Source organism: Streptomyces sp. NBC_01498, assembly GCF_036327775.1.
In the GTDB taxonomy this organism is placed as follows: Bacteria; Actinomycetota; Actinomycetes; order Streptomycetales; family Streptomycetaceae; genus Streptomyces.
In genome coordinates, this window is the sequence record NZ_CP109598.1 from 6,588,590 (window position 1) to 6,613,469 (window position 24,880).

Sequence of the window (24,880 nt, forward strand, 5' to 3'; positions counted from 1 at the left end):
CTCAGCGGCGCGGGTGGTCAGCGGCGCAGGCGCGGGAACCTCTTCGGAGCCGTACGCGCCGCCTCCTCGGCCTTCACCTCGGCGGCATACCGGTCCACGTACTCCTGCCCGGACAGTTCGAGGATCGCGTACATGATCTCGTCGGTGACCGCGCGGATCGCCGCCTTCTGGTTCTCCAGGCCCGCGTACCGCGAGAAGTCCAGCGGCTCGCCGAACCGGATCGTGACCTGCTTGATCTTCGGGATCTTCTGGCCGGGCGGCTGGATCTCGAACGTCCCCACCATCGCGCACGGCACCACCGGCACCCCCGCCCTGACGGCCATCACCGCGACCCCGACCTTGCCCTTGTAGAGCCGCCCGTCGTGCGAGCGCGTGCCCTCCGGGTAGATCCCCAGCAGCTCACCCTTGCCCAGGACCCCGAGCCCCTCGCGGATCGCCGCCTGGCCGGCCTCCTTGCCGGACCGGTCGACCGGGATCTGGCCGGCGCTGCGGAAGAACGTGGCGGTGAGCCGTCCCTTGATCCCCGGCCCGGTGAAGTACTCCGCCTTGGCGAGAAACGTGATCCGCCGCCGGATGATCGCCGGCATCAGGAAGTGGTCGGAGAACGAGAGGTGGTTGCCGGCGACGATGGCGGCCCCGTCGGCCGGGATGTGTTCGAGCCCCTCGATCCGGGGCCGGAAGAGGAGTCGCAGCAGGGGCCCCAAGAGCACGTACTTCAGCACGTAGTAGAACAACGGGGGCGCTCCTCACGTGGCGGGACCGGCTCCGGGGTTGCGTCGTGCCAGGTCATCGGGCTGTCGCGGGGCTCAGTGTAGGGGCAGGCCCGGCGGCTGGTAAGCGTGCGCGATCAGAAAGGTCCGGACCGCGTCTCCGGGCGGGCCCGCCGACAACTCGGCCCGTCCGCGCGCTCGTTCGCCGGGGACCGGGTGGGTACTGGCCGTCAGAAGACATGTCTTTTGGCTGATTTCCCGAATTCCGCCGCTCACGCGTGGACCGAGTGTTCCTCGCACAGGTTTATCGGCCATACTGCCAGCCGTGGAGCGCATCGATCCGATAATCCAGCCCGTACCCGCCGCGGGGACCGATCCCGGATACATTCCCGGACTCATGGCCCCCCGCCTCGCAGAGGAGACCGGCGACGCCGCGAACGACGTTTCCCGGGAGGCCGAGGACGACACCGCGGCCGAGGAGGTGACCGAGGACGCGCGGACCCCCGCGGAACCGGACGCCGACGAGCCCGAACCGGCCGCCGACGAGACGGACGACGCGGTCGCCGTCACCGAGGACACCGACGACGGTGCCGGTCCGGCCGGGGACGAGGACGGCCCCGCCTTCGACATCGCCGACCGCCGCGCCTCGATGACCGCCGACCGCACCGGTGTCCGGTTCCGGCTGGACGAGGAGGAGGCGGAGTTCGGCTGGTCCGAGATCGGCGCCGTCGAGGTCGAGATCCCCCGGTTCGGCCGCCGGTTCACCGTCAATCTGCACACGACGGCCCGCCGGTCCTACCAGTCCGAGGTCGACGCCCCGTCCCGGGGCGCGCTCAAGCAGTGGACGGCCGACCTCGACGTCGTACTGGACGCCTACTTCGAAGAGAGCTGACCGGCGGAGCCGGCCCGGCTCCGCACCCGTACCGCTCGTCACTCCTCGTCAGCAATCGTCGTCTCCCCGGTCCCGCCGGGACCGCACTCCGGACGGCCCCGCCCAGGTGGCCGCTCCGGAGGCCCTGTTGTGCACTGGGGCTGGCGGCCCCGATCGGGTGGGCCGCGCGCTGCCCCGCGGGGCGGCCGACGATCGAGGAGCCCCTGATGAGACGGCACACCAGGACAGTCACCGCACTGGCCTCCGCCCTGCTGATCGCCACCGCGGCGGCCGGGTGTTCGAACGGCGGCGGCGACCGCGGCGCCGGCGCGGCCGACACCGGTGAGCAGCCCAACAACCACGAACTCGACGTGGTCCCGGCCGCGTCCTCGTCGCCCGCCGCCACGGTCGACGTCAAGAACGGCTCCTTCGGCAAGATGCTCGTCGACGACAAGGGCCGGACGCTGTACGAGTTCGACAAGGACAGCAAGGACAAGTCCATGTGCACGGGCTCGTGCGCCCAGGCGTGGCCGCCCCTGACCGTCAAGGCGAAGCCGACGGCGGGCAGCGGTCTCAAGGCCGATCTGCTGAAGACGACGAAGCGCGACGACGGCTCCGAGCAGGTGACCTACAACGGGCGCCCGCTGTACCGGTTCGCGGACGACACCAAGGCCGGTGACATCAACGGCCAGGGCGTCAACGCCTTCGGCGCCAAGTGGTACATCATGAACCCGCAGGGCAAGAAGGTCACCAGCCAGCCCCAGAAGAACAACAACGGCGGCGGTTACTGATCACGTGCGGCGGCTCCGGCCGCGGCGCGAAGGGAGACCCTGATGTCCTCTCCGCCACCCGCCCCGCCTCCCTCGCACGCGCGCCGGGGCGGTGCGGGCCGCGTCGTACGGGGTGTGATGCGGCTGCTCGCCGCGGCCGGGCTCGCCGTCGACGCGTATCTGCACGCGCATCTGGCCGAGCAGTACGACGAGGTCACGGCGAGCATCAGCCAGGGCACCCTCTTCCGGATCGAGGCGGGGCTCGCGGCACTGGCCGCGCTGCTCGTCCTCGTCTGGCGCCGGCTGCCGGCCGACCTCTTCGCCTGGTCGGTGGCGGCGGGCGGCCTCGCGCTGCTGCTGATCTACCGCTATGTGGACGTCGGCAAGCTGGGGCCGTTCCCGAACATGTACGAGCCGTTCTGGTACAGCGACAAGACGGCCAGCGTCGTGGCCGAGGCGGTCGCCGTCGTCGCCACGGTGTATCTGCTGCTGTTCCGTCCCCGGCGCGGCGGCGTCCACTGAGCGGCCCCCCGGCGAATCTCTTCCACCCGGCCGCCGGCATGCCTCCGGAGTAGCCTGAGACTGAGCGGGGGCGTGCCGAACGCCGGAGGTGAGGACAACGGTTCATGTCCGTCACAGATGACTCCGCACAGAGTCCCGTGGGTGCGGTGGGCCGCATCACCGTCCCTATTCCGCAGGACGGCCCCGGGGAGGTCCTGGTCGCCGTACGCGGTGGTTCCGAGGCGTACGCCGCCTGGTCGGAGCGGCCCGTGGGCGCGAATGTCCAGGTGCTCGTGACGGACCGGGTCTCGGCCCGCTCCGTACGGGTGGAGCCGCTGCCCGACTGAGGCCGCCGAGGTGTCCGGCCCGGCGGCGCGTCGGCGTGGATCCGTCCGGCCGCGGGTCGCCGTGCATACATGTATGGCGCAATCACATGGCGATGTCGTCGCGGCGCGTGCGTGCGCGGCGGGACAGGAGTTTCCTCATGTTGTTCTGGCGTGTTCCGGCACCGAACGAGGCGATGCTGATCTCCGGTTCCAAACGTCAGGTCCAGGACACTCAGTTCCGGATCGTCACCGGTCACGGCAGCTTCGTTCTCCCCGTCAAGCAGAAGGCCCGCATGCTGTCCCTGGCCCTGCGGGAGGCCGAGATAGCCGAGGAGTGCGTCACCCAGCAGGGCATCCGGCTGACCGTACGCGCGGTGACCGTCTTCAAGGTCGGCGACGACGCCGTGTCGATCGCCAACGCCGCCCGGCGCTTCCTCGCCGAGCAGGACCGGATGGAGGAGCTGGTCGGCCGGATCTTCGCCGGTCACCTGCGGTCGATCGTCGGCGGACTGACCGTCGAGCAGATCATCCGGGAGCGGGACCGGGTCGCCCAGGAGGTCAAGGCGGCCAGCCACAGTGAGATGGAGAAGCTCGGCATCGTCGTGGACGCCCTTCAGATCCAGGAGATCGAGGACGCCACCGGCTACATCAACAACCTGGCGGCGCCGCACGCCGCTGCCGTCGCGAGCCAGGCCCGTATCGCCGCCGCGCGGGCCGACCAGGAGGCCGCCGAGCGCGAACAGCAGGCGGCGGCCCTGAAGGCCGAGTACGAGCGGGACACCTCGATCAAGCGGGCCGGTTTCCAGGCGGAGACCGAGCAGGTACGGGCGCGGGCCTCGCAGGCCGGACCGCTCGCCGAGGCGAAGGCGTCCCAGGACGTCATCGAGGAGCAGACGGCACTGGCCGAGCGGCAGGCGATGCTGGCCGCCCAGCGGCTGGAGGCGGAGGTACGGCGGCCGGCCGACGCGGAGGCGTACCGGCAGCGGACCCTCGCCCAGGCCCAGGCCGACGCGAACACCGCGCGCGCCCTCTCCCTGCGCGAGGGGAACCAGGAGCTGCTGGCGGCCAACCGGGTCGTCGAGGTGCTGCCGGAGCTGGCCGACGCGGCGGCCAAGGGCCTCGCGGAGTCCAACCTCACCGTCCTCAACGGCACCGACGGTGTCAACGAGATGGCGGCCGGGCTGGTCGGCCAGGGCATGACCATCCTCAACTCGCTCCAGGGACGCACCGGTTCGACCGGGGCCCCGGCGGGCCGGGACCAGGACGACGCGGCGAAGAAGCTGAACCGGGCCGCCTGACCCGACTGCGCCCGCACGACAACGCGCGACCCGGCCGATGACACCGGCCGGGTCGCGCGTTGTGGTGCGGGTGGTGGTGCGGGTGGCACGGCGGTGCCGTTCAGGCGGTTCTCCCGGCCGTCCGGGAGGACGGCCGGGCACACACCGATGTGGGGCTCGTACGGGCCCGTGTGGACGGGGCGCGAGCTCCTGGAGCGTCCGGAGCGGAGTACCGAGCAGGTCGCCCCCGAGGAGTGGGGCCCGAGGAGCGGGGCCCGCCACCGGCGGTACACGCCGGGCCGAGTGGGGCTCGCCACCCGCGCGCTGCACGCCGGGCACCATGCCCGGCGTGTACGGCGTGCCTTTGCCCAGGGCGAGTGACCGCCGCCGCGTCGGGCAGCCGCGAGCAGGCGCTTTTCGTCAGGGCCCTGGATACGGGCCCCGGGGTCAGCGCTCCTCGCGGTGCTCGACGTGCCGCCGGGCGACCGGGTCGTACTTGCGCAGGACCATCCGGTCCGGATCGCTGCGGCGGTTCTTGCGGGTGACGTAGGTGTGGCCGGTGCCCGCCGTGGAGCGGAGCCGTACCACCGGGCGTATGTCGTCGCGTGCCATGCCGTCCAACGTACGACAATGGTTCCCGTTTTCAAAACGCCCCGGGCATCTCCACCGGCCGGGTCAGTCGGTGACGCTCAGGACGATCTTGCCGCGCGTACGCCCCTCCTGGACCCGCCGGTGCGCCTCGGCCGCCTCCGCCAGCGGCAGGACGTCCTCGACCCCGACCCGTACCGTGCCCGCGTCGATCAGGGCGGCGATCCGGGCGAGGGAGGCACCGTCCGGCTCCACCAGGAAGGCCGTCGCGTTCAGCCCCCGCGCACGGGCGCCCGCCAGCACCTCCGGCGCCACCCCCGACGGGACGGCGACGATCGTGCCGCCCGGCCGCAGCGTCTCCAGCGACCGGGTGGTGGTCGCGTCGTGCCCCTCGCCCACCAGATCGATGACGACGTCCACGTCGCTCACCGCCTCCTCGAACCGCACCCGCGTGTAGTCCACGACCTCGTCCGCGCCCAGCTCCCGCAGCCAGTCGTGCTTCGCGGCGCTCGCCGTGCCGATCACATGCGCCCCGAGGTGCTTGGCGAACTGCACCGCCAGATGTCCGACCCCGCCCGCCGCCGCGTGGATCAGCACCCGCCGGCCCGCCTCCACGCCCGCCGCGTCCACCAGTGCCTGCCACGCGGTCAGCCCGGCCAGCGGCACGGCCGCCGCCGCGGCGTGGTCGATCGTGCGCGGCTTGAGCGCGAACTGCCGTGAGGGCGCGGTCACATACTCGGCGTACGCGGAGGCCGGGCGCGGGAACCAGGGCATCCCGTACACCTCGTCGCCCACCTTCAGCGTGTGCACACCGAAGCCGACCTCCTCCACGACCCCGGACACGTCCCAGCCCAGGACGAACGGCGGCTCGCCCAGCAGACCGGCGATGCCGCCGCTCTCGCGGGACTTCCAGTCCACCGGGTTCACCCCCGCCGCGCGCACCCGGACGAGCACCTCGGTCGGCAGGGGGCGGGGGCGCGGAAGGTCGGCGAGGCGCAGGACCTCGGGGCCGCCGAGGGAGTCCTGGACGACGGCGCGCATCGTCGGTTCACTGCTCATGTCGGTCACGTCTCCTGGGGGTGCGAGGGATTCGGGGTGCGAGGTTCGGCGTGCGGTGGATCGATCTTCGACACCGGAGAACGTACCCCCGGACCCCCGCCCCGCTCCTCTGTCCCCCCTTGGCCCCCGCCCCGTCCCCCGGGCCCGGCCCCCGGCTCAGCCGTTGCGCGCGGCGACCATCGCGAGCGTCACCATCCCCAGCACCACCCAGCCGAACCAGAGCCAGCCGTTGCTCCCCAGCGCCGCCGTGTACGCCGTCACGACAACCAGCGCGCCGACGGTCAGTATCCCCATCGCCTTCGTGGATCCGGATCCGGACATGGACGTCCTCCTCCTGGCCGAGGCCGTGAGGACCATCGTCACCCGAAAGGTGGGTTCCGCGCTACTGTCCGCCCTCACCGGCCGCGCCACCGGCCGCAGCTACCGGCCGCGCGTCCGCAACGACGCGAGGTAGGCGTTGTACGCCGCCAGCTCCTTGTCGCCGTCCCGGTCGGCCGCCCGGTCCGAGCGCTTGGCCTGCCGCTGGTCGGACCGGTACCACTGGTACACCAGCGCGATCAGCACGAGGACGGACGGGATCTCGCTGAAGGCCCACGCGATACCGCCCGCCGCGTTCTGGTCGGCGAGCGCGTCGATGCCCAGGGACGCCGGGGGACTGTCGTACGCCCGCACCATCGGCTCGCTCGCCATCATCAGCGCGATCCCGAAGAACGCGTGGAACGGCATCCCGGCGAACAGCTCCAGCATCCGCATCAGATAACCGGGCCGGTGGGGCCCCGGGTCCACGCCCATGATCGGCCAGAAGAAGACCAGCCCGACGGAGAGGAAGTGCACCATCATCGCGACATGCCCCGGCTTCGACTCCATGAGGAAGTCGAAGAGGGGGGTGAAGTAGAGACCGTAGAGGCTCGCGATGAACAGCGGGATCGTGAAGGCGGGATGTGTCACGAACCGTACGAACCGGCTGTGCAGGACCGCCAGCAGCACCTCACGCGGTCCTTTGCGGCCCCGGCCCGCCACCGGCAGCGCCCGCAGCGCCAGGGTCACCGGCGCGCCCAGCAGCAGCAGGATCGGCGAGACCATGCTGATCACCATGTGCTGGACCATGTGCACGCTGAACATGACCATGCCGTAGTCGTTCAGCGCGGTGCACATCATGAGCGCGACGCTCAGCACCCCCAGCACGAACGCGACCGTGCGCCCCGGCGACCAGTCGTCGCCCCGTGCCCGCAGCCGCAGCACGCCCCAGCCGTACAGCGCCAGGGCCAGCAGACAGCCGATCGCGAAGCAGGCGTCGGGGGAGAACTCCAGGGCGCGGCTCAGCGTGAACGGCGGCAGATCCGTCGACGTGCCGTGCCCGCTGTGATCCATCCGTGCTCTCCCGCCGCCACGACCCGAATGGTGCGATGTGTCCGCACCCGGGACCAGAGTAGAACCGCCCCCGGCGCCGTTCGCGGCCGGGGGCAGGTCGTCGTAGTCACCGCACCGAAGTGCTGGGGTGTGCTGCGCGGCCGGTCAGAGCACGCACTCCGCCTCGGCGAACCGCTCCGCCGGCACCGTCTTCAGCGTCTCCACGGCCTCCGCGAGGGGCACCATCACGATGTCCGTGCCGCGCAGCGCCGTCAGCATGCCGAACTCGCCCCGGTGCGCCGCCTCCACCGCGTGCCAGCCGAACCGGGTCGCCAGCACCCGGTCGTACGCGGTCGGCGTCCCGCCACGCTGGACATGCCCCAATATCACCGGACGCGCCTCCTTGCCCAGGCGTTCCTCCAGCTCCACGGAGAGCTGCCGGGCGACGCCCGCGAAGCGCTCGTGCCCGTACACGTCCTTGCCGCCGACGTCGAACTCCATCGAGCCCTCGCGGGGTTTGGCGCCCTCGGCGACCACCACGATCGCGAACCGCTTGCCCGCCGAGAACCGCTTGCCGACCAGTTCGGTCAGCTCACCGATGTCGAAGGGCCGCTCCGGGACGACGATGGCGTGCGCGCCGGCGGCCATGCCCGAGTGCAGCGCGATCCAGCCCGTGTGCCGGCCCATGACCTCCACGATCAGCACCCGCTGGTGGGACTCGGCCGTGGTCTTCAGCCGGTCCAGCGCCTCGGTGGCGACACCGACGGCGGTGTCGAAGCCGAAGGTCACGTCCGTGGAGGGGATGTCGTTGTCGATGGTCTTCGGTACGCCGACGATCGGCAGCCCCGCCTCGGAGAGCAGATGGGCCGCCTTGAGGGTGCCCTCACCGCCGATCGGGATGATCGCGTCGAGACCCAGGTCGGCCACATGCCCCCGGGCGCGCTCCACACCGTCACGCAGATGCGCGGGCTGGACACGCGAGGAACCGAGGATGGTGCCGCCGCGGGCCAGGATGCCGCCGACCGCGTCGAGGTCGAGCTTGCGGTAGTCGCACTCCAGAAGGCCCTTCCAGCCGTCGTGGAAGCCGATGACCTCGTCACCGTGGTCGACGACGGCGCGGTGCACCACGGACCGGATCACCGCATTGAGACCGGGGCAGTCGCCACCGGAGGTGAGCACACCAATTCGCATTGCCCGGAGAACCTTTGCAACGTGGGCCGACGACCGGACCACGTCGTCCGGCTGAATCCCCGCCACCCTACCGGCGCGGGGTGGCGGGGCCGAACCATGCGTCCGACTGCTGGACGCCCTCCGGCCGAACGGAGAGCGTCGGCCGGAGGAGGAACACCCCGCGCGCCGGAACGCCGCTCGGGCGGCGAGCCGCCAGGAGCGTCGGGCGCCGCGGAGCGCCGGGCGCCGCGGAGCGCCGGGCGCCGCGGAGCGCCGGGTGTCAGGCGGGCTGTGTCGCGGCGGCGATCCGCTCGGCGCGCAGCGCCTCGTACCAGCGGTCGTCCGCCGGCGGCAGCGCGTTCACGTCGAGAGCCAGCTTCAGCAGCAGATCCGCGATGAGCGGGTTGCGCGCCAGCACCGGACCGTGCATGTACGTGCCGAACACCGTGTCGTTGTACGCGCCCTCCGTGCCGTCGCCCGTCCCGTTGCCCCGGCCGAGTGTCACCCGCGCGAACGGCCGTGCCGTCGGGCCGAGATGGGTGATGCCCTGGTGGTTCTCGAATCCGGTCAGCGGCGGCAGTCCGAGGCGCGGGTCGACGTCGCCCAGGACGTCCCCGACGCAGCGCGCGCCCTCGCCCCGGGTGGAGACCACGTCGAGCAGCCCGAGCCCGGCCTCCCGCTCGCCCAGGTCGTTGACGAACTCGTGGCCGAGGATCTGGTAACCGGCACAGACCGAGAACACGATCGCGCCGTTGGACACCGCCCGGTTGAGACCGCCGTCACGGCGCAGCCGCTCGGCCGCCAGCCGCTGCGGCCGGTCCTCGCCGCCGCCGATGAGATAGATGTCCCCGGAGGTCGGCACCGGCTGGTCGCTGCGTACGTCGACCCGCGTGACGTCCAGACCGCGCTGCCGGGCCCGGCGCTCCACGACCAGCGCGTTGCCCTGGTCCCCGTACGTGCTCAGCAGGTCCGGGTAGATCCACACCAGCCGCAGACTGTTGTCGCTCATCGCTCGCTCGTCCCTCTCCCTCTTGGTCCTTCTCAATTGCCGACGCGCCGGCGCAGGTCCTGGAAGGACGTGTAGTTGGCGATCGCCTCGATCCGTCCGGGCGGTGCCATCCGTACGGCCTCGTCGGCCGTCTCGCACACCCGGAAGTCCAGACCCGCGACCTCCAGACGCACGGCGAGGTCGAGCTTGCGGTCACCGATGACGAAGATCGGGTGCCCGGCCAGCCGCGTGTAGTCCACGTCCCACAGCCAGGAGGTGTCCGTGCCGTCGGCGCCGCGGGCGTTGACCGCGAGGATGACGGGCGTCGGCGGCGGGTCGATGAGCGAGAACGTCTCCAGCCAGCCCGCCGGGTTCTTCGCCAGCAGCAGCCGCAGGTCACGGCCGAGGAACGACACCACGTCGTAGCGGCCCGCGACGGCCTGCACCTGGTACATCCGCTCCAGGGCGACCTGCGGGGGCACCCCGAACGTGGCGGCGACGGCGGCGGAGGTCGCGGCGTTCGCGCGGTTCGCGCGGCCGGGCAGCTGGAGGTGGATCGGCCAGGCGGAGCCGTGCGGGTCCAGCACATGGTCGCCGTGGAGCGCCCAGCTCGGCGCGGGTCTGCGGAAACCGCACTGCCCGCAGAACCAGTCGTCGCCCGGACGCTGCATCACACCGCCGCAGGCGGGGCAGGACCAGGCGTCGTCCTTCCACTCCTGCCCGGCGGCGACCCAGACCACGTTCGGGGACGACGAGGCGGCCCAGACGATCAGCGGGTCGTCGGCGTTGGCGATGACGACGGCCTTCGTGCCGGCCAGCCCCTCACGCCAGTGCTCGGCGAGCATCCGGGTCTCGGCGGCCCGGTCGAGCTGGTCGCGGGAGAGGTTGAGCAGGGCGATCGCCTTGGGCGTGGTGTCGCGCGCGACACCCGCGAGGTACTTCTCGTCCACCTCGATCACGCCGTACTTGGCGTCCGAACCGCCCGCGAGGGCGGAGGTGATACCGGCCGGCATGTTCGCGCCCAGCGCGTTCGACACCACGGGGCCGCTGGCCCGCAGGGCCTCGGCGATGAGCCGGGTGGTGGTCGTCTTGCCGTTCGTCGCCGACACCAGCACGACGTCCAGATGCTGCGCGAGAGCCGCCAGCAGATCCGGGTCGAGCCGCAACGCCACCTTGCCGCCGATCACCGATCCGCTGCCGCGTCCCGCAGCGCGCGACACCGCCGCTGCGGCCTTGCCTGCCGTCACGGCCAGCTTGGCCCGCGGCGACAGCGGGTCCGTGTTGCCTGCCATCGTCCTTGATCCTCCTCGCGTCGGTCCGGCTTAAGCCTATCGAGATACGTGCACGGGCCCGAACCACGGCACCGGAGAACAGTCCGATCGTTGTCACACGTACGCCTGATCGGCGACCGCCGCCGGCCGCGCGCGGGAGCCGCCGGCGCCCGGCGCGAGGATTTCCGGCCTCCGGGACGGGGTGTTTTCCCGCCGACGCGGCATTCGCGCCGGTTGCGCGCCCCCGCCCGCGACCGCCGGGGCGCCGGTCGCGGTCCGTGCCGGACGCGTGGGCCGTGACGACCGTGCCGTACGACTGCACGGGGCCCGCACAGCACCGCCACCCGGCCCCCGGTGGTCCTTCACATACCGGCCGGGGAGGACGCGCGGCGGCGCCGTCCCACGTACCCTGACGAGCGGGCGACGGCCGAACCCGGTCGCGGCGGCGCGGACTTCACCGGCACCCGGGGTGTGCGGTGCCCGCGGACGGCCGGTGCGCCGGCAACCGGCCCGGACGGAGCGACCCAGACCATGCGAGACCGCCGCATCCCCGGCAGCAGTGGACGCGTCCGTCCGCTGCGGCTGCTCGGCGACCCGGACCTGCACGCGCCCTGCGCGCCCGTCACCGACTTCGGGCCGCCGCTCGCGCGGCTGGTCGAGGACCTGTTCGCGACGATGTACCGGGCGAACGGGGTCGGGCTGGCGGCGAACCAGATCGGTGTGCCGCTGCGGGTGTTCGTCTTCGACTGTCCCGACGACGAGGAGGTCCGCCACCTCGGTCATGTCGTCAACCCCCGGCTGGTGGCGGCGGACGGCATCGTCCTGCGGGGCGCCGAGGGCTGTCTGTCGCTGCCGGGCCTCGAAGCGGGCACCGAGCGGTTCGACCACGCGGTGGTGGAGGGCGTGACGGCGGACGGCGCGCCCGTACGGATCCACGGCACCGGCTTCTTCGGGCGCTGCCTCCAGCACGAGTGCGACCATCTGGAGGGTCTGGTCTACCCGGACCGGCTGACGGGGATGCGCAAGGCGCGGGTGCTGCGGGCGGCACGGCGCGCGTCCTGGAGCTGAGCCGGGGGCGCGGAGCCCGCCGCACGGCCGGACGTGCCGCGTACGGTCGCCGCCCGCGCCGTACGGTCAGAGCCCCGCGCTGCCCGCCCGGTCGTCCACCAGCGACAGCCTGCCCCACAGCAGATCGGCCAGACTGCTCACCAACTGCGCGCGGGAGCAGGGGCGTTCGCCGAGCCACCAGTCACCGGCCGCGTGCATCATGCCGACGATCCCGTGACCCCAGACGCGGGCCAGCGGCGCGCTGTCCGGGCCGAGGTCGACCCGCTCCTCGATGACGACGGCCAGCTCCTCGCCGAGGCGGCGCAGCAGCGGGGCCGAGTGGCGCCCCACGTCGAAGCCGCCCTCGGGGAGCTGGGCGTCGGTGGCGTCGGCGGCGCTGTCGGCGGGATGCATCAGGAACCGGTACACCTGGGGGCGGGCCTCGATCGCCGCGAGATACGTGTCCAGCGTGGCCTCCACCCGGGCGCGCCGGTCGGCGGGCGCGTCGAGCGCCGCCTTCAGCGCGCTGAGCAGCGCGTCCGTGTGACGCTTCGCCAGGGCGCGGTAGAGCCCGCCCTTGTCGCCGAAGTGGCGGTAGAGGATGGGTTTGGTGATGCCGGCCTCGGCCGCGATGGCGTTCATGGAGGCTTTGGGCCCGTCGCGCAGGACGACCCGGTCGGCGGCCTCCAGGAGTTGGCGGCGGCGCTGATGGGCCGAGCGGTGCTGGTCGGCCTGCTGTGTGGTCCCCATGGGTGTCTCCCCGCCCGAGCGATTCCGTGACGCCCCGGCAACGTAACACCAAGCCCGGCACCCCCGCTGACCGCGCCGCCGCAGGTTGACATCCTCTACTTGCCGGTAACAGACTGTTGTTACCGCAAGTAACATGCAGGAAGAGCTGTGCTGGAGGAGACGATGTCCGAGTTCACCTTCGAACTCAACGACGACCAGAGGCAGGTGCGCGACTGGCTGCACGGGTTCGCCGCCGATGTCGTCCGCCCGGCCGCCGCCGAGTGGGACGAGCGGGAGGAGACCCCCTGGCCCGTGATCCAGGAAGCCGCCAAGGTCGGTGTCTACTCCCTCGACTTCTACGCGCAGCAGTACTTCGACCCCACGGGCCTCTCCCTCCCCATGGCGATGGAGGAACTGTTCTGGGGCGACGCGGGCATCGGACTGTCCATCGTCGGCACCGGACTGGCCGCCGTCGGCGTCCTCGCCAACGGCACCGACGAACAGATAGGCACCTGGATACCGCAGATGTACGGCGACGCGGACGACGTGAAGGTCGCCGCCTTCTGCTCATCCGAGCCCGACGCGGGCTCCGACGTCGCGGCCATGCGCACTCGCGCGGTGTACGACGAGGCCCGGGACGAATGGGTGCTCAACGGCACCAAGACCTGGGTGACCAACGGCGGCATCGCCAACGTGCACGTCGTGGTCGCCGTGGTCGACCCCGGCGCGGGCTCCAAGGGGCACGCCTCCTTCATCGTCCCGCCCGCCACACCCGGCCTGTCGCAGGGCCAGAAGTTCAAGAAGCACGGCATCCGCGCCTCCCACACCGCCGAGGTGGTCCTGGAGGACGTACGGATCCCCGGTCACTGCCTGCTCGGCGGCAAGGAGAAACTGGACGAACGGCTGGCCCGCGCCCGCGAGGCCGGGGCGGCGGCGGGCACGGGCGCGGCCGGCCAGCGCGTGAAGAACGCGGCCATGGCGACCTTCGAGGCGTCCCGCCCCGCCGTCGGCGCCATGGCCGTGGGCACCGCCCGCGCCGCGTACGAGGTGGCGCTGGACTACGCGAAGACGCGCAGCCAGTTCGGCCGCCCCATCATCGACAACCAGGGCGTCGCCTTCCAGCTCGCCGACATGCGCACCCGGATCGACGCGGCCCGGCTGCTGGTGTGGCGCGCCTCCTGGATGGCGGCCACGGGCCGCCCCTTCACCTCGGCGGAGGGCTCCATGTCGAAGCTGTACGCGAGCGAGACCGCCAAGCAGGTCACCGCGCAGGCCGTGCAGATCCTCGGCGGCAACGGCTTCACCCGGGAGTACCCCGTGGAGCGGATGCACCGCGACAGCGCGATCTACACCATCTTCGAGGGCACGAGCGAGATCCAGCGCCTGGTCATCGCCCGCACCCTGTCGGGGATGCCGATCCGCTAGGCCGTGTCCGGCACTTGGTGTCGTACGCCCGCGGGGCGGGGCGTGCGCCCGTCGCGGAGCGGCTGATGCCCCCGCCGGTGCGTGCGGTCGCGAGGCGGAGGACCGTCGTTGCGGATGGTCCGGGCGTACTCGGCCGGCTCCGACAACGCACGGTGCTCCTCCCGGGCCCCCTCGGGGGCTACGGGGGAGAGCGTGCGTGCCGGGCGTCGCGCGCCAGGCACTCTGTGTCGGACACGGCCTGGGCCGTGTCCGGCACGTCCCTGGCCGGCGCGCGACGCCCGGCAGGCTGGGGGTCCTGCCGGAGGGGGCCGGGGAGCCCCGGCACGAGGCCGGTCCTCCACGTCGCGGTCGCGCCCGCCGGCGGGACGCCGTCCACTCCCGGACGGACGGCGTCGTGCGCCGGACACGGAATGGCCCTGCCGGGTGTTCCAGGTCTGCGCGGGTCCGGCGGCCCGGGGCCGGGGCCGCGCACGGGGGACCGGCCCGTCACTCGCAGGCGACGCCGTCGCCGTCGCGGTCCAGGTGGCTGCCGTAGCCGGGGTCGCCCGTACGGATCGGGGCGGCGCCCGCCGCGCGTACCGCCGTGCAGTTGGCGTAGTACGTGGAGCCGCCCGTGTCCGAGCCGCCCGACCCGCCGCTGTCGCCGCTGCCGTCGGCGGCGGGTGCGACCGTCACCCGGACCGTCTTCGTCTTCGTGACGGTCGGCGCCGGCTTCGGGGCGGCCGTCACCGTCCGCGTCACGGCCGGTTCGGGGGTGGCGGACACGGTCGCGGTGACCGTCGACGTGGGACCCGGCCGCGCCTCGGCCGTCGTCCCCTGCGAGGTGTCCGCCCCGCCGATGATCACACCCAGCAGGAACAGCACCGCCACCGACGGCAGCAGCACCCGCTTCCGGGTCCACCCCGGACGGCCCGGAGGCGGCGTCGGCGGCCCCACGTACGGGTTCGGACCGGGCGCGGCGGGTGGTGAAAAGCTCATGTGTCCCCCCAAGGACTGCTTCGTGAGGGGATGAACGTAGCGGTGCCCCTTGCCCCCTTGCCGGACCGTCCTTCCCGTTGTGCCCCAACTGTGATGAAAACATGGGTACTTGATGGACGCGCCGCTGTCCGGGCAGTCCGGCCGGGCCCCGGCACAGCGGTGCCCGGCCCATGGTCACGGGCCGGGCACCGGGCGGGGATCCGTTACGCGGGAAGCTGCGCCTCGATCGCCGTGACGACCTCCGGGGCCTCGGGCTCCGTGCCGGGGCGGACGCGGGCCACCACCTCGCCGTCCGGGGAGATCAGGAACTTCTCGAAGTTCCACTGCACGTCGCCCGCCTCGCCGTCCGCGTCGGCGCGCTCCGTCAGCACCCGGTACAGGGGGTGCCGGTTGTCGCCGTTGACCTCGGACTTCTCCAGCAGCGGGAAGCTCACCCCGTACGTCGCCGAGCAGAACGTCGCGATCTCCTCGGCGCTGCCCGGCTCCTGGCCCGCGAACTGGTTGCAGGGCACGCCGACGACGGTCAGACCCCGGTCGCCGTACGTCCGCTGAAGCCGTTCCAGGCCCTCGTACTGCGGTGTGAGGCCGCACTTCGAGGCGACGTTCACCACCAGTACCGCGCGGCCCCGGTAGGCGGCCAGGGACGTCGGCTCACCGGTCAGGGTGCGCAGCGGGATGTCGTACACAGTGGTCATCAGGTCTCCTCGGAGCGGTCGTTCCCGTCGGTCCCGTCCATTGTCGCCCCCGCCGCCGCGCCCCGGCCGCCGAGCTTGCGGAACAACCCCTCCTGGACGACCGAGACCAGCAGCCGGCCCGCGCGGTCGTAGATCCGGCCCCGCGCCAGACCCCGCCCGCCGGTCGCGATCGGCGACTCCTGGTCGTACAGGAACCACTCGTCGGCCCGGAACGGCCGGTGGAACCACATCGCGTGGTCCAGCGACGCCATGTCGTACCCGCGCGGCCCCCACAGCGGCTCGACCGGGATGCGGACCGCGTCCAGCAGCGTCATGTCACTCGCGTACGTCAGCGCGCACGTGTGCGTCAGCGGGTCGTCGCCCAGCGGACCCACCGCGCGCATCCACACCGCGCTGCGCGGATCGGCGTCCTCGATCTCCTCCGTCGTCCAGCGCAGCCGCTCCGCGTAACGGATGTCGAACGGCTGGCGGCGCGCCATCCGCTGGTACGCCTCCGGCAGCCCGCCCAGATGCTCCCGCACCTCGTCCGCCACCGACGGCAGCGACTCCGGGTCCGGGAAGTCGAGGCGCGGCGGCAGCTGGTGCTCGAAACCGCCCTCCTCCGGGTGGTGGAAGGACGCCGTCAGATTGAAGATCGTCCGGCCCTCCTGCACCGCCGTGACCCGCCGGGTCGTGAACGACCGGCCGTCCCGCACCCGCTCCACCTGGTAGACGATCGGCACCCCGGGCGCGCCGGGCCGCAGGAAGTACGCGTGCAGCGAGTTGACCGGGCGGTCGTTCTCCGTGGTGCGCCCGGCCGCCACCAGGGCTTGGCCGGCCACCTGGCCGCCGAAGACCCGCTGGAGCGACTCGTGCGGGCTGCGGCCCCGGAAGATGTTGACCTCGATCCGCTCCAGATCCAGCAGATCGACCAGGCCCTCGGCGGGATTCGTCATGGTTCTCGTGCTCCAGGGTCGTGATCGGACGGGACGCTCAGACGGCGGACAGCTGCCCGACCGAGGTGACCCGGACCACCGCCCGGCCCTCCTCGTCCGACGCGGCGAGGTCGACCTCCGCGCTGATGCCCCAGTCGTGGTCGCCGTTCGGATCGGCGAACGACTGCCGGACCCGCCACAGCCCGTGCTCGGGTTCCTCCTCGATACCGAGCAGCTTCGGCCCGCGCGCGTCGGGACCGGTACCCAGCTCCTCGTACTCGTCCCAGTACCCGTCCATCGCCGCGCCCCAGGCGTCCGCGTCCCACCCCGACTCGGCGTCCAGCTCGCCCAGTTCGTACACCTTGTCCAGTGCCGCCAGCTCGACCCGGCGGAACATGGCGTTGCGCACCAGCACCCGGAAGGCCCGGCCGTTGGCCGTGACCGGCTTGACCTGGTCGGCCTTCTCCTGCGCCTGCTCGGCCGTCTCCACCTCGGGGTTGGCCAGCTGCTCCCACTCGTCCAGCAGACTGGAGTCGACCTGGCGCACCATCTCGCCCAGCCAGGCGATCAGATCCTCCAGGTCCTCCGACTTCAGATCGTCGGGGATGGTGTGCTCGAACGCCTTGTACGCGCTCGCCAGATAGCGCAGCACGATGCCCTCGGTGCGGGCCAGCTCGTAGTGCGAGGTGAACTCCGTGAAGGTCATGGCCCGTTCGTACATGTCACGGATGACGGACTTCGGCGACACCGGGTGGTCGCCGACCCACGGGTGGCTGGTGCGGTAGACCTCGTACGCGTGCCACAGCAGCTCCTCCAGCGGCTTCGGGTACGTGAACTCCTGGAGCCGTTCCATCCGCTCCTCGTACTCGACACCGTCGGCCTTCATCTGCCCGATCGCCTCGCCGCGTGCCTTGTTCTGCTGCGCGGCGAGGATCTGCCGGGGATCGTCCAGGGTCGACTCCACGACGGAGACCATGTCCAGCGCGTACGAGGGCGAGCCCGGGTCCAGCAGTTCGAACGCGGCCAGCGCGAACGTCGACAGCGGCTGGTTGAGCGCGAAGTTCTGCTGGAGGTCGACGGTCAGCCGGATCGTGCGGCCCTCCGCGTCCGGGGTCTCCAGCCGCTCCACCACCCCGCCGTCCAGCAGCGAACGGTAGATGGCGAGCGCGCGCCGGATGTGCCTCAGCTGCTGCTTGCGCGGCTCGTGGTTGTCCTCCAGCAGGTGGCGCATCGCCGCGAAGGCGTCGCCCGGCCGGGCGATGACCGACAGCAGCATCGTGTGGGTGACCCGGAAACGCGAGGTCAGCGGCTCCGGGTCGGAGTCGATCAGCTTGTCGAACGTGCTCTCCGACCAGGCGACGAAGCCCTCGGGGGCCTTCTTGCGCACCACCTTGCGGCGCTTCTTCGGGTCGTCGCCCGCCTTCGCGAGCGCCTTCTCGTTCTCCACGACATGCTCGGGCGCCTGCGCGACGACGAAGCCCGCCGTGTCGAAGCCGGCCCGGCCCGCCCGGCCCGCGATCTGGTGGAACTCACGGGCGCGCAGGGTGCGTACCCGGGTGCCGTCGTACTTGGTGAGGGCGGTGAACAGCACCGTACGGATGGGGACGTTGACACCCACGCCGAGCGTGTCCGTACCGCAGATCACCTTCAGCAGACCGGCCTGCGCGAGCTTCTCGACCAGCCGGCGGTACTTCGGCAGCATCCCCGCGTGGTGCACCCCGATCCCGTGGCGTACGTAACGGGACAGGTTGCGGCCGAACTTGGTGGTGAAACGGAAGTTGCCGATCAGATCGGCGATCCGGTCCTTCTCGTCGCGCGAGGACATGTTGATGCTCATCAGCGACTGCGCGCGCTCGACGGCCGCCGCCTGCGTGAAGTGCACGATGTAGACCGGCGCCTGACGGGTCTCCAGCAGCTCGGTCAGCGTCTCGGTGATCGGGGTCAGCCGGTACTCGTAACTCAGCGGCACCGGACGCGTCGCCGACCGTACGACGGAGGTGGGCCGGCCCGTACGGCGTGTCAGGTCCTCCTCGAACCGCGACACGTCACCGAGCGTCGCCGACATCAGGATGAACTGGGCCTGCGGCAGCTCCAGGATCGGGATCTGCCAGGCCCAGCCCCGGTCCGGCTCCGCGTAGAAGTGGAACTCGTCCATCACGACCTGGCCGATGTCGGCGTGCTTCCCGTCGCGCAGGGCGATGGACGCCAGCACCTCCGCCGTACAGCAGATGACCGGCGCGTCGGCGTTCACGGACGCGTCGCCCGTCAGCATGCCGACGTTCTCCGTACCGAAGAGCTTGCACAGGTCGAAGAACTTCTCCGACACCAGCGCCTTGATCGGCGCGGTGTAGAAGGTGACCTTGTCCTGGGCCAGCGCCGTGAAGTGCGCACCCGCCGCGATCAGGCTCTTTCCCGAGCCGGTGGGGGTGGAGACGATCACGTTGGCCCCGGAGACCACCTCGATCAGCGCCTCCTCCTGAGCCGGATAGAGCGTGATCCCCTCACCCTCGGCCCAGGACGAGAAGGACTCGAAGAGGGCATCGGGGTCGGCATCCGGCGGCAGCTGATCGATAAGGGTCACGTCACCATCTTGCCTGTCTTCCGTCCGGATCAGGGAACCGGACGACCGGCCGAAGATCATGGGCGATACGCTGCCGTGTCAACTGGGCCTCGACACAACGGTGGTGGGGCCCGTATCGGCACGTGGCGGCACAGGCGACGACGGGGGCGGGACCAACCATGCGGGGACGACCATGATGGGGCCGGCGCACTCGCTGTCGGGCGCGGCGGCCTGGCTGGGAGTGGGCGCCGCCGCTGCGGCGGCCGACCGTCCCATGCCCTGGCCGGTGCTGGTCGTCGGCGCGCTGATCTGCGCGGGAGCGGCACTCGCCCCGGACCTCGACCACAAGTCGGCGACCATCTCACGGGCCTTCGGACCGGTGTCCAAGGCGATGTGCGGCATCGTCGACAAGATGTCGTTCGCCGTCTACAAGGCGACGAAGAAACCCGGGGACGCCCGCCGGACCGGCGGCCACCGCACCCTCACCCACACCTGGCTCTGGGCCGTCGCGATCGGCGGCGGCGCCTCCGCCGTCGCGGTCCTCGGCGGTCGCTGGGCGGTGCTCGCGCTGCTCTTCATCCACATGGTGCTGGCCGTCGAAGGGCTGTTGTGGCGGGCGGCGCGGGTCTCCAGCGACGTCCTGGTGTGGCTGCTGGGCGCGACGAGCGCGTGGATCCTGGCGGGCGTGCTGGACCAGCCCGGCAACGGCGCGGACTGGCTGTTCACCGGCCCCGGCCAGGAGTACCTGTGGCTGGGGCTGCCGATCGTCCTGGGCGCGCTGGTGCACGACGTCGGTGACGCCCTGACGGTGTCGGGCTGCCCGATCCTGTGGCCGATACCGGTCGGCCGCAAGCGCTGGTACCCGATCGGCCCGCCGAAGGCCATCCGCTTCCGGGCCGGGAGCTGGGTGGAGCTGAAGGTGCTGATGCCGCTGTTCATGCTGCTGGGCGGGGTGGGCGGCGCGGCGGCACTGAACGTGATCTGACGGCTGACTTTCAGCCCGCCCGGCGTTTGAGGGGCACGGCGCACGGCCGAAGGCCGTACGGGGCCCGTGGCGGAGCCCCGGTTACGGGAAGGGGCCGGTATGGGAACAGGCCCCGCGCAGCGGCAGCACACGCCCCCGTTCCCACCGGGCACCGGGACGGTCGCCTCTCGCGACCGCCCGGCGCCCGGCAGCGCGTACGGGCGAGCCCCCCGCGCCCGCCCGGACGCCGTTTCGTGAGCCGTACGAGCCGACCGGCCGTACACCGGGTCCGGGACATCCCGCCCGGCCCCGCCCCCGGCCCGCCCGCCCCGGTCAGCCGTGCCAGGAACGCCACAGCGCCGCGTACGCGCCCCCCGCCGCCACCAGTTCGTCATGGCTGCCCAGCTCACTGACCCGGCCGTCCTCGACCACCGCGATCACGTCCGCGTCGTGCGCGGTGTGCAGCCGGTGGGCGATCGCCACGACCGTACGGCCGTCCAGCACCTTCGCCAGCGACCGTTCCAGATGCCGGGCGGCGCGCGGGTCGAGCAGCGACGTCGCCTCGTCCAGGACCAGCGTGTGCGGATCGGCGAGCACCAGCCGTGCCAGCGCGATCTGCTGCGCCTGGGCGGGCGTCAGTGTCGTGGCGCCCGAGCCGACCTCCGTGTCGAGCCCGCCGTCCAGCGCGCGCGACCAGCCGTCCGCGTCGACCGCGCCGAGCGCCGCCCACAGCTCGGCATCCGCCGCGTCCGCGCGGGCGAGCCGCAGATTGTCGCGCAGGGTGCCCACGAACACATGGTGTTCCTGGTTGACCAGGGCGACATGGCGGCGCACCCGCTCCGCCGGCATCCGCGACAGCTCGGCGTCGCCGAGCGTGATCCGGCCCCGGCGCGGGGCGTAGATCCCGGCGAGCAGCCGCCCCAGCGTGGACTTGCCCGCGCCGGACGGTCCGACGAGCGCCACGCGCGTACCCGGAGCGACATCGAGCGTCACCTCGTGGAGCACGTCGACGCCCTCCCGGTAACCGAAGTCGACCCGGTCGGCACTGACCTCCCGGCCGTCCGGCACGACGCTCTCGTCACCGTCGTCCGGTTCGATCTCCCGGACGCCGACCAGACGGGCGAGGGACACCTGCGCCACCTGGAGTTCGTCGTACCACCGCAGGATGAGCCCCACCGGGTCCACCAGCATCTGTGCGAGCAGCGCACCGGTCGTGAGCTGGCCGACCGTGAGCCACCCCTGGAGCACGAAGGCACCGCCGCCCACCAGCGTCGCGAGGAAGATCGTGACGTGGGTGAGGTTGATGACCGGGAAGAGCACCGAGCGCAGCCAGAGGTTGTAGCGCTCCCACGACGTCCACTCCTTGATGCGCCGGTCGGACAGCGCCACCCGGCGGCGGCCGAGGCGGTGCGCCTCGACGGTCCGGCCCGCGTCGATGGTCTCGGCGAGCACGGCGGCGACCGCCGCGTACCCGGCCGCCTCCGCGCGGTACGCCGACGGCGCCCGTCTGAAGTACCAGCGGCAGCCCGCGACCAGCAGCGGTGTCGCCACCAGCACCGTGAGCGCCAGTGGCGGCGCGGTGACGGCCAGCGCGCCGATCAGCAGCCCCGCCCACACCACACCGATGGCGAGCTGGGGCACGGCCTCACGCATCGCGTTGGCCAGCCGGTCGATGTCGGTGGTGATGCGGGACAGCAGATCACCGGTGCCCGCGCGTTCGAGGACACCGGGCGGCAGCCGTACCGACCGGACGAGGAAGTCCTCGCGCAGATCGGCCAGCATCTCCTCGCCGAGCATCGCGGCGCGCAGCCGCATCTTGTGGGTGAAGACGGCCTGGACGACCAGCGCGACCGCGAAGATCGCGGCCGTCCGCTCCAGATGAAGCTCCTTCGCCCCCCGGGCGCCCGAGGACAGGCCCTCGACCACGCCGCCGAGCAGATACGGGCCCGTCATGGAGGCGATCACCGCCACCGCGTTGACGACGACGAGCAGGGTGAACGCCGTGCGGTGCCGCCGCAGCAGCTCCACGACATAGGCCCGTACGGTCGCCGGGCGGGCGACGGGCAGGGTCGTGGCCGACTCCGGTGCCGCCGGGTCGTACTCCGGTGGTGCCACGCCGATCATGCGGATTCCTCGATCTCTTCCAGCAGTTCCGGAGTCTTCAGCGGGGCGGGCAGCCGGTCGGCCGGGGCCCCGTCGGCGTGATCGGTCGCGGCGCCGGCGGAATCGGTCTCGGCCTCGGCCTCGTCGTCCGTACGGCGGGTGACGACACCCAGGTAGCGCGGGTCGTCGCGCAGCAGCTCCCGGTGGGTGCCCGTGGCCGCGACCTTCCCGTCGTGGAGGAACACCACCGTGTCGGCCCGGTCGAGCAGCAGCGGGGACGACGCGAAGACGACCGTCGTACGGCCGCCGCGCAGGCGCCGTACCCCTTCCGCGATCCGCGCCTCCGTGTGCGAGTCGACGGCCGACGTCGGCTCGTCCAGGACCAGCACCTCCGGGTCCGCGACCAGCGAGCGGGCCAGTGCGAGCCGCTGGCGCTGGCCGCCGGAGAGCGACCGGCCGCGCTCGGTGACGCGTGAGCGCAGCGGGTCGCCGCTGCCGTCGACCGACGCCTGCGCGAGGGCGGCCAGCACGTCGTCGCACTGCGCGGCGTCCAGCGCGTCCTTGTGCGCCACGTCACCGGAGGCGGGCACGTCCAGCAGTTCCGCGAGCGTGCCGGACAGCAGCACGGGGTCCTTGTCCTGGACCAGGACGGAGGCGCGCGCCGCGTCCAGCGGAAGGTCGTCCAGCGCGACCGGACCGAGCAGGACGGACGGGCTCTTCTCGTCGTCGGCCGGGTGTCCGCCCAGCCGTTCCGCCAGCCGCCCGGCCGCGTCGGGGTCGCCGCACACGACGGCGGTCAGCTTTCCCTCGGGGGCGAGCAGTCCGGTGGCCGGGTCGAAGAGGTCCCCGGTCGGCCGGGAGTCGTCCAGACCGCCGCGCTCGCTGTCGTAGGAGGTGCGCTCCAGGCGCAGCACGCGGGCGGCGCGGGTCGCCGACGGCCGGGAGAAGGAGTAGGCCATGGCGATCTCCTCGAAGTGCCGCAGCGGGAAGAGCAGCAGGGTCACCGCGCTGTAGACGGTGACCAGTTCGCCGACCGAGATCCGGCCGTCGCCCGCCAGGCCCGCGCCGTACCAGACCACCGTGATCAGCAGCACGCCCGGCAGGAACACCTGGACGGCCGAGATCAGCGCCCACATACGGGCACTGCGGACGGCCGCCGCGCGGACCTCCTGCGACGCGGACCGGTAGCGGGTGAGGAACAGCTCCTCGCCGCCGATGCCGCGCAGCACCCGGAGCCCGGCCACCGTGTCGGCGGCCAGCTCGGTCGCCCGGCCCGCCTTCTCCCGCTGCACGTCGGCGCGCCGGGTGGCGCGGGGGAGCAGCGGCAGGACGGAGAGGGCCAGCACCGGGACGCCGAGGGCCACGACCACGCCGATCTCCGGCACGAACAGCACGAGGCCGACGCAGACCACGACGACCGCGATCGCGGCGGCCAGGAACCGGGACAGCGCCTCGACGAACCAGCCGATCTTCTCCACGTCACCCGTGGAGACCGCGACCACTTCGCCGGCCGCGACCCGGCGGGTCAGCGCCGAGCCGAGTTCGGCGGTCTTGCGGGAGAGCAGCTGCTGGACCCGGGAGGCCGCGGTGATCCAGTTGGTGACGGCCGCGCGGTGCAGCATCGTGTCGCCGAGGGTGATCGCGGCACCGAACAGGGCGATGACGAGGCCGGCCACCGCGAGGCGCCCGCCCGAGCGGTCCACGACGGCCTGCACGGCGAGCCCGGCCCCCAGCGGGAGCCCGGCGACGCCCAGTTGGTGCAGCAGCCCCCAGGAGAGCGACTTGAGCTGTCCACCCAGCTGATTGCGCCCGAGCCAGTACAGGAAACGCGGTCCTGACCGGGCGTCGGGTTTCCCCGGATCGGGATACGGAAGATCGCGAATCTGCATGACGTCCCAGTGAGTCGTGGATGGCCCAAACCGTGCAAGGTTGTCCCCGGCGCCCGGTCCGGGGCAATCGATTATTCGTTTCTCGGCCAACCCGGCAACGGGAGCCGGGAGGCCGTCGCGGCGGCGACCGACGGGCCGCCCGGGGATGGTGGGCGCCGCTCAGCGGCGCCGGCCCGGCACACCGTCGACCGGACCGCCCACCAGAGCCGACAGCAGCCCGCCGAGCACCTCGCGCTGGTCCCCCGTCAACGGGGCGAGGATGTCCTCGGCCGCCGACCGGCGCGCGTCGCGCAGCGCGCGCAGCACACCACGCCCGGTCTCCGTGAGCTCGATCCTGATCACCCGGCGATTGGTCGGGTCGGGGGCGCGGCGGACGCAGCCGCTCGACTCCAGTCCGTCGACCAGGCTCGTCACCGCGCGGGGGACCACTTCCAGCCGCTCGGCGAGATCCGCCATGCGCGGCGGGCTGTCGTAGAAGGCGAGCGTGCGCAGCAGCCGGGACTGCGCGGGGGTGATCCCGATCGGCTCCAGATGGCGCTTCTGGACGCGATGGAGCCGGCGGGTCAGCCGCAGGAGCTGTTCGGCCAGCAGGCCGTCGGCGTCGGGGGTGCTCATGGCGGAACACTAACAGGACCACATGCATTGTGAATATAGGTAACAGTGAGCTAGGCTCATCCAGGACGTGCCGCCAGGTC

Annotated in this window: 24 protein-coding genes; 8 read left to right on the top strand and 16 right to left on the bottom strand. The window is 72.3% G+C overall.

What is annotated here, in order from left to right; translation table 11 throughout:
* Positions 1–17 precede the first annotated feature (17 nt).
* Positions 18–734 carry a lysophospholipid acyltransferase family protein gene (locus tag OG875_RS28140; protein WP_330177033.1) on the bottom strand — a complete coding sequence of 239 codons (717 nt, stop codon included), beginning with the start codon at positions 732–734 and terminating at the stop codon, positions 18–20.
* Between the two features lie 373 nt (positions 735–1,107).
* Here OG875_RS28140 and OG875_RS28145 point away from each other — a divergent pair, with 373 nt between their 5' ends.
* The 5 genes from OG875_RS28145 to OG875_RS28165 all read left to right on the top strand — a co-directional run bounded on the left by OG875_RS28145 (position 1,108) and on the right by OG875_RS28165 (position 4,476).
* The gene (locus tag OG875_RS28145; RefSeq protein ID WP_330177034.1) at positions 1,108–1,602 is read left to right on the top strand and encodes a hypothetical protein; all 495 of its coding nucleotides are present in this window, start codon (positions 1,108–1,110) and stop codon (positions 1,600–1,602) included.
* A gap of 206 nt (positions 1,603–1,808) precedes the next feature.
* Positions 1,809–2,372, top strand: coding sequence for a COG4315 family predicted lipoprotein (locus OG875_RS28150; RefSeq protein WP_330177035.1), 564 nt, complete (start codon positions 1,809–1,811; stop codon positions 2,370–2,372).
* A gap of 42 nt (positions 2,373–2,414) precedes the next feature.
* Complete coding sequence (locus OG875_RS28155; protein ID WP_330177036.1) at positions 2,415–2,873, top strand: hypothetical protein; 459 nt, start codon at positions 2,415–2,417, stop codon at positions 2,871–2,873.
* 104 nt (positions 2,874–2,977) lie between these two features.
* Positions 2,978–3,199 carry a hypothetical protein gene (locus tag OG875_RS28160; RefSeq protein WP_330177037.1) on the top strand — a complete coding sequence of 74 codons (222 nt, stop codon included), beginning with the start codon at positions 2,978–2,980 and terminating at the stop codon, positions 3,197–3,199.
* Positions 3,200–3,336: 137 nt separating this feature from the next.
* Complete coding sequence (locus tag OG875_RS28165) at positions 3,337–4,476, top strand: SPFH domain-containing protein (RefSeq protein ID WP_330177038.1); 1,140 nt, start codon at positions 3,337–3,339, stop codon at positions 4,474–4,476.
* A gap of 426 nt (positions 4,477–4,902) precedes the next feature.
* On the opposite strand, the gene rpmG is transcribed toward OG875_RS28165, so the two are convergent.
* From rpmG to OG875_RS28200, 7 genes are all read right to left on the bottom strand, one after another.
* On the bottom strand, positions 4,903–5,067 hold the full coding sequence (gene rpmG / locus OG875_RS28170) for a 50S ribosomal protein L33 (protein WP_330177039.1): 165 nt from the start codon (positions 5,065–5,067) through the stop codon (positions 4,903–4,905).
* Positions 5,068–5,130: 63 nt separating this feature from the next.
* Positions 5,131–6,102, bottom strand: a complete 972-nt coding sequence (locus OG875_RS28175; protein WP_330177040.1) for an NADP-dependent oxidoreductase — start codon at positions 6,100–6,102, stop codon at positions 5,131–5,133.
* A gap of 156 nt (positions 6,103–6,258) precedes the next feature.
* The gene (locus OG875_RS28180; RefSeq protein WP_330177041.1) at positions 6,259–6,423 is read right to left on the bottom strand and encodes a hypothetical protein; all 165 of its coding nucleotides are present in this window, start codon (positions 6,421–6,423) and stop codon (positions 6,259–6,261) included.
* A 99-nt stretch (positions 6,424–6,522) separates the two neighbouring features.
* Entirely contained in the window at positions 6,523–7,473 is a 951-nt protein-coding gene (locus OG875_RS28185) for a cytochrome c oxidase assembly protein (RefSeq protein WP_330177042.1), read from the bottom strand.
* A gap of 144 nt (positions 7,474–7,617) precedes the next feature.
* A complete protein-coding gene (locus OG875_RS28190) occupies positions 7,618–8,643 on the bottom strand; it encodes a 6-phosphofructokinase (RefSeq protein WP_330177043.1) in 1,026 nt (341 codons plus the stop codon).
* 259 nt (positions 8,644–8,902) lie between these two features.
* Entirely contained in the window at positions 8,903–9,631 is a 729-nt protein-coding gene (locus OG875_RS28195) for a type 1 glutamine amidotransferase (protein ID WP_330177044.1), read from the bottom strand.
* Positions 9,632–9,663: 32 nt separating this feature from the next.
* Positions 9,664–10,902 (bottom strand): MurT ligase domain-containing protein, encoded by a 1,239-nt coding sequence (locus tag OG875_RS28200; protein WP_330177045.1) that lies wholly within the window; start codon positions 10,900–10,902, stop codon positions 9,664–9,666.
* A 510-nt stretch (positions 10,903–11,412) separates the two neighbouring features.
* On the opposite strand from OG875_RS28200, the gene def reads away from it, so the two are divergent.
* The gene (gene def, locus OG875_RS28205) at positions 11,413–11,949 is read left to right on the top strand and encodes a peptide deformylase (RefSeq protein WP_330177046.1); all 537 of its coding nucleotides are present in this window, start codon (positions 11,413–11,415) and stop codon (positions 11,947–11,949) included.
* A 66-nt stretch (positions 11,950–12,015) separates the two neighbouring features.
* Here def and OG875_RS28210 read toward each other — a convergent pair whose 3' ends face one another.
* Complete coding sequence (locus OG875_RS28210; protein WP_330177047.1) at positions 12,016–12,678, bottom strand: TetR family transcriptional regulator; 663 nt, start codon at positions 12,676–12,678, stop codon at positions 12,016–12,018.
* Positions 12,679–12,840: 162 nt separating this feature from the next.
* On the opposite strand from OG875_RS28210, the gene OG875_RS28215 reads away from it, so the two are divergent.
* Positions 12,841–14,082 (top strand): acyl-CoA dehydrogenase family protein, encoded by a 1,242-nt coding sequence (locus OG875_RS28215; protein ID WP_330177930.1) that lies wholly within the window; start codon positions 12,841–12,843, stop codon positions 14,080–14,082.
* Positions 14,083–14,568: 486 nt separating this feature from the next.
* On the opposite strand, the gene OG875_RS28220 is transcribed toward OG875_RS28215, so the two are convergent.
* The 4 genes from OG875_RS28220 to OG875_RS28235 all read right to left on the bottom strand — a co-directional run bounded on the left by OG875_RS28220 (position 14,569) and on the right by OG875_RS28235 (position 19,310).
* Positions 14,569–15,060, bottom strand: a complete 492-nt coding sequence (locus OG875_RS28220) for an excalibur calcium-binding domain-containing protein (RefSeq protein WP_330177048.1) — start codon at positions 15,058–15,060, stop codon at positions 14,569–14,571.
* A gap of 203 nt (positions 15,061–15,263) precedes the next feature.
* The gene (locus tag OG875_RS28225) at positions 15,264–15,755 is read right to left on the bottom strand and encodes a glutathione peroxidase (protein ID WP_330177049.1); all 492 of its coding nucleotides are present in this window, start codon (positions 15,753–15,755) and stop codon (positions 15,264–15,266) included.
* A complete protein-coding gene (locus OG875_RS28230) occupies positions 15,755–16,690 on the bottom strand; it encodes an acyl-CoA thioesterase (protein WP_330177050.1) in 936 nt (311 codons plus the stop codon). Before OG875_RS28230 ends, OG875_RS28225 begins: the two co-directional genes overlap by 1 nt.
* Before the next feature lie 37 nt (positions 16,691–16,727).
* Entirely contained in the window at positions 16,728–19,310 is a 2,583-nt protein-coding gene (locus OG875_RS28235) for a DEAD/DEAH box helicase (RefSeq protein WP_330177051.1), read from the bottom strand.
* A 112-nt stretch (positions 19,311–19,422) separates the two neighbouring features.
* On the opposite strand from OG875_RS28235, the gene OG875_RS28240 reads away from it, so the two are divergent.
* Positions 19,423–20,214, top strand: coding sequence for a metal-dependent hydrolase (locus tag OG875_RS28240; RefSeq protein ID WP_330177052.1), 792 nt, complete (start codon positions 19,423–19,425; stop codon positions 20,212–20,214).
* A 312-nt stretch (positions 20,215–20,526) separates the two neighbouring features.
* Here OG875_RS28240 and OG875_RS28245 read toward each other — a convergent pair whose 3' ends face one another.
* The 3 genes from OG875_RS28245 to OG875_RS28255 all read right to left on the bottom strand — a co-directional run bounded on the left by OG875_RS28245 (position 20,527) and on the right by OG875_RS28255 (position 24,800).
* Entirely contained in the window at positions 20,527–22,317 is a 1,791-nt protein-coding gene (locus OG875_RS28245) for an ABC transporter ATP-binding protein (protein ID WP_330177053.1), read from the bottom strand.
* Positions 22,314–24,185, bottom strand: coding sequence for an ABC transporter ATP-binding protein (locus OG875_RS28250; protein ID WP_330177054.1), 1,872 nt, complete (start codon positions 24,183–24,185; stop codon positions 22,314–22,316). The genes OG875_RS28245 and OG875_RS28250 overlap by 4 nt, the downstream gene beginning before the upstream one ends.
* 159 nt (positions 24,186–24,344) lie before the next feature.
* Positions 24,345–24,800, bottom strand: a complete 456-nt coding sequence (locus tag OG875_RS28255) for a MarR family winged helix-turn-helix transcriptional regulator (protein WP_330177055.1) — start codon at positions 24,798–24,800, stop codon at positions 24,345–24,347.
* Positions 24,801–24,880 lie beyond the last annotated feature (80 nt).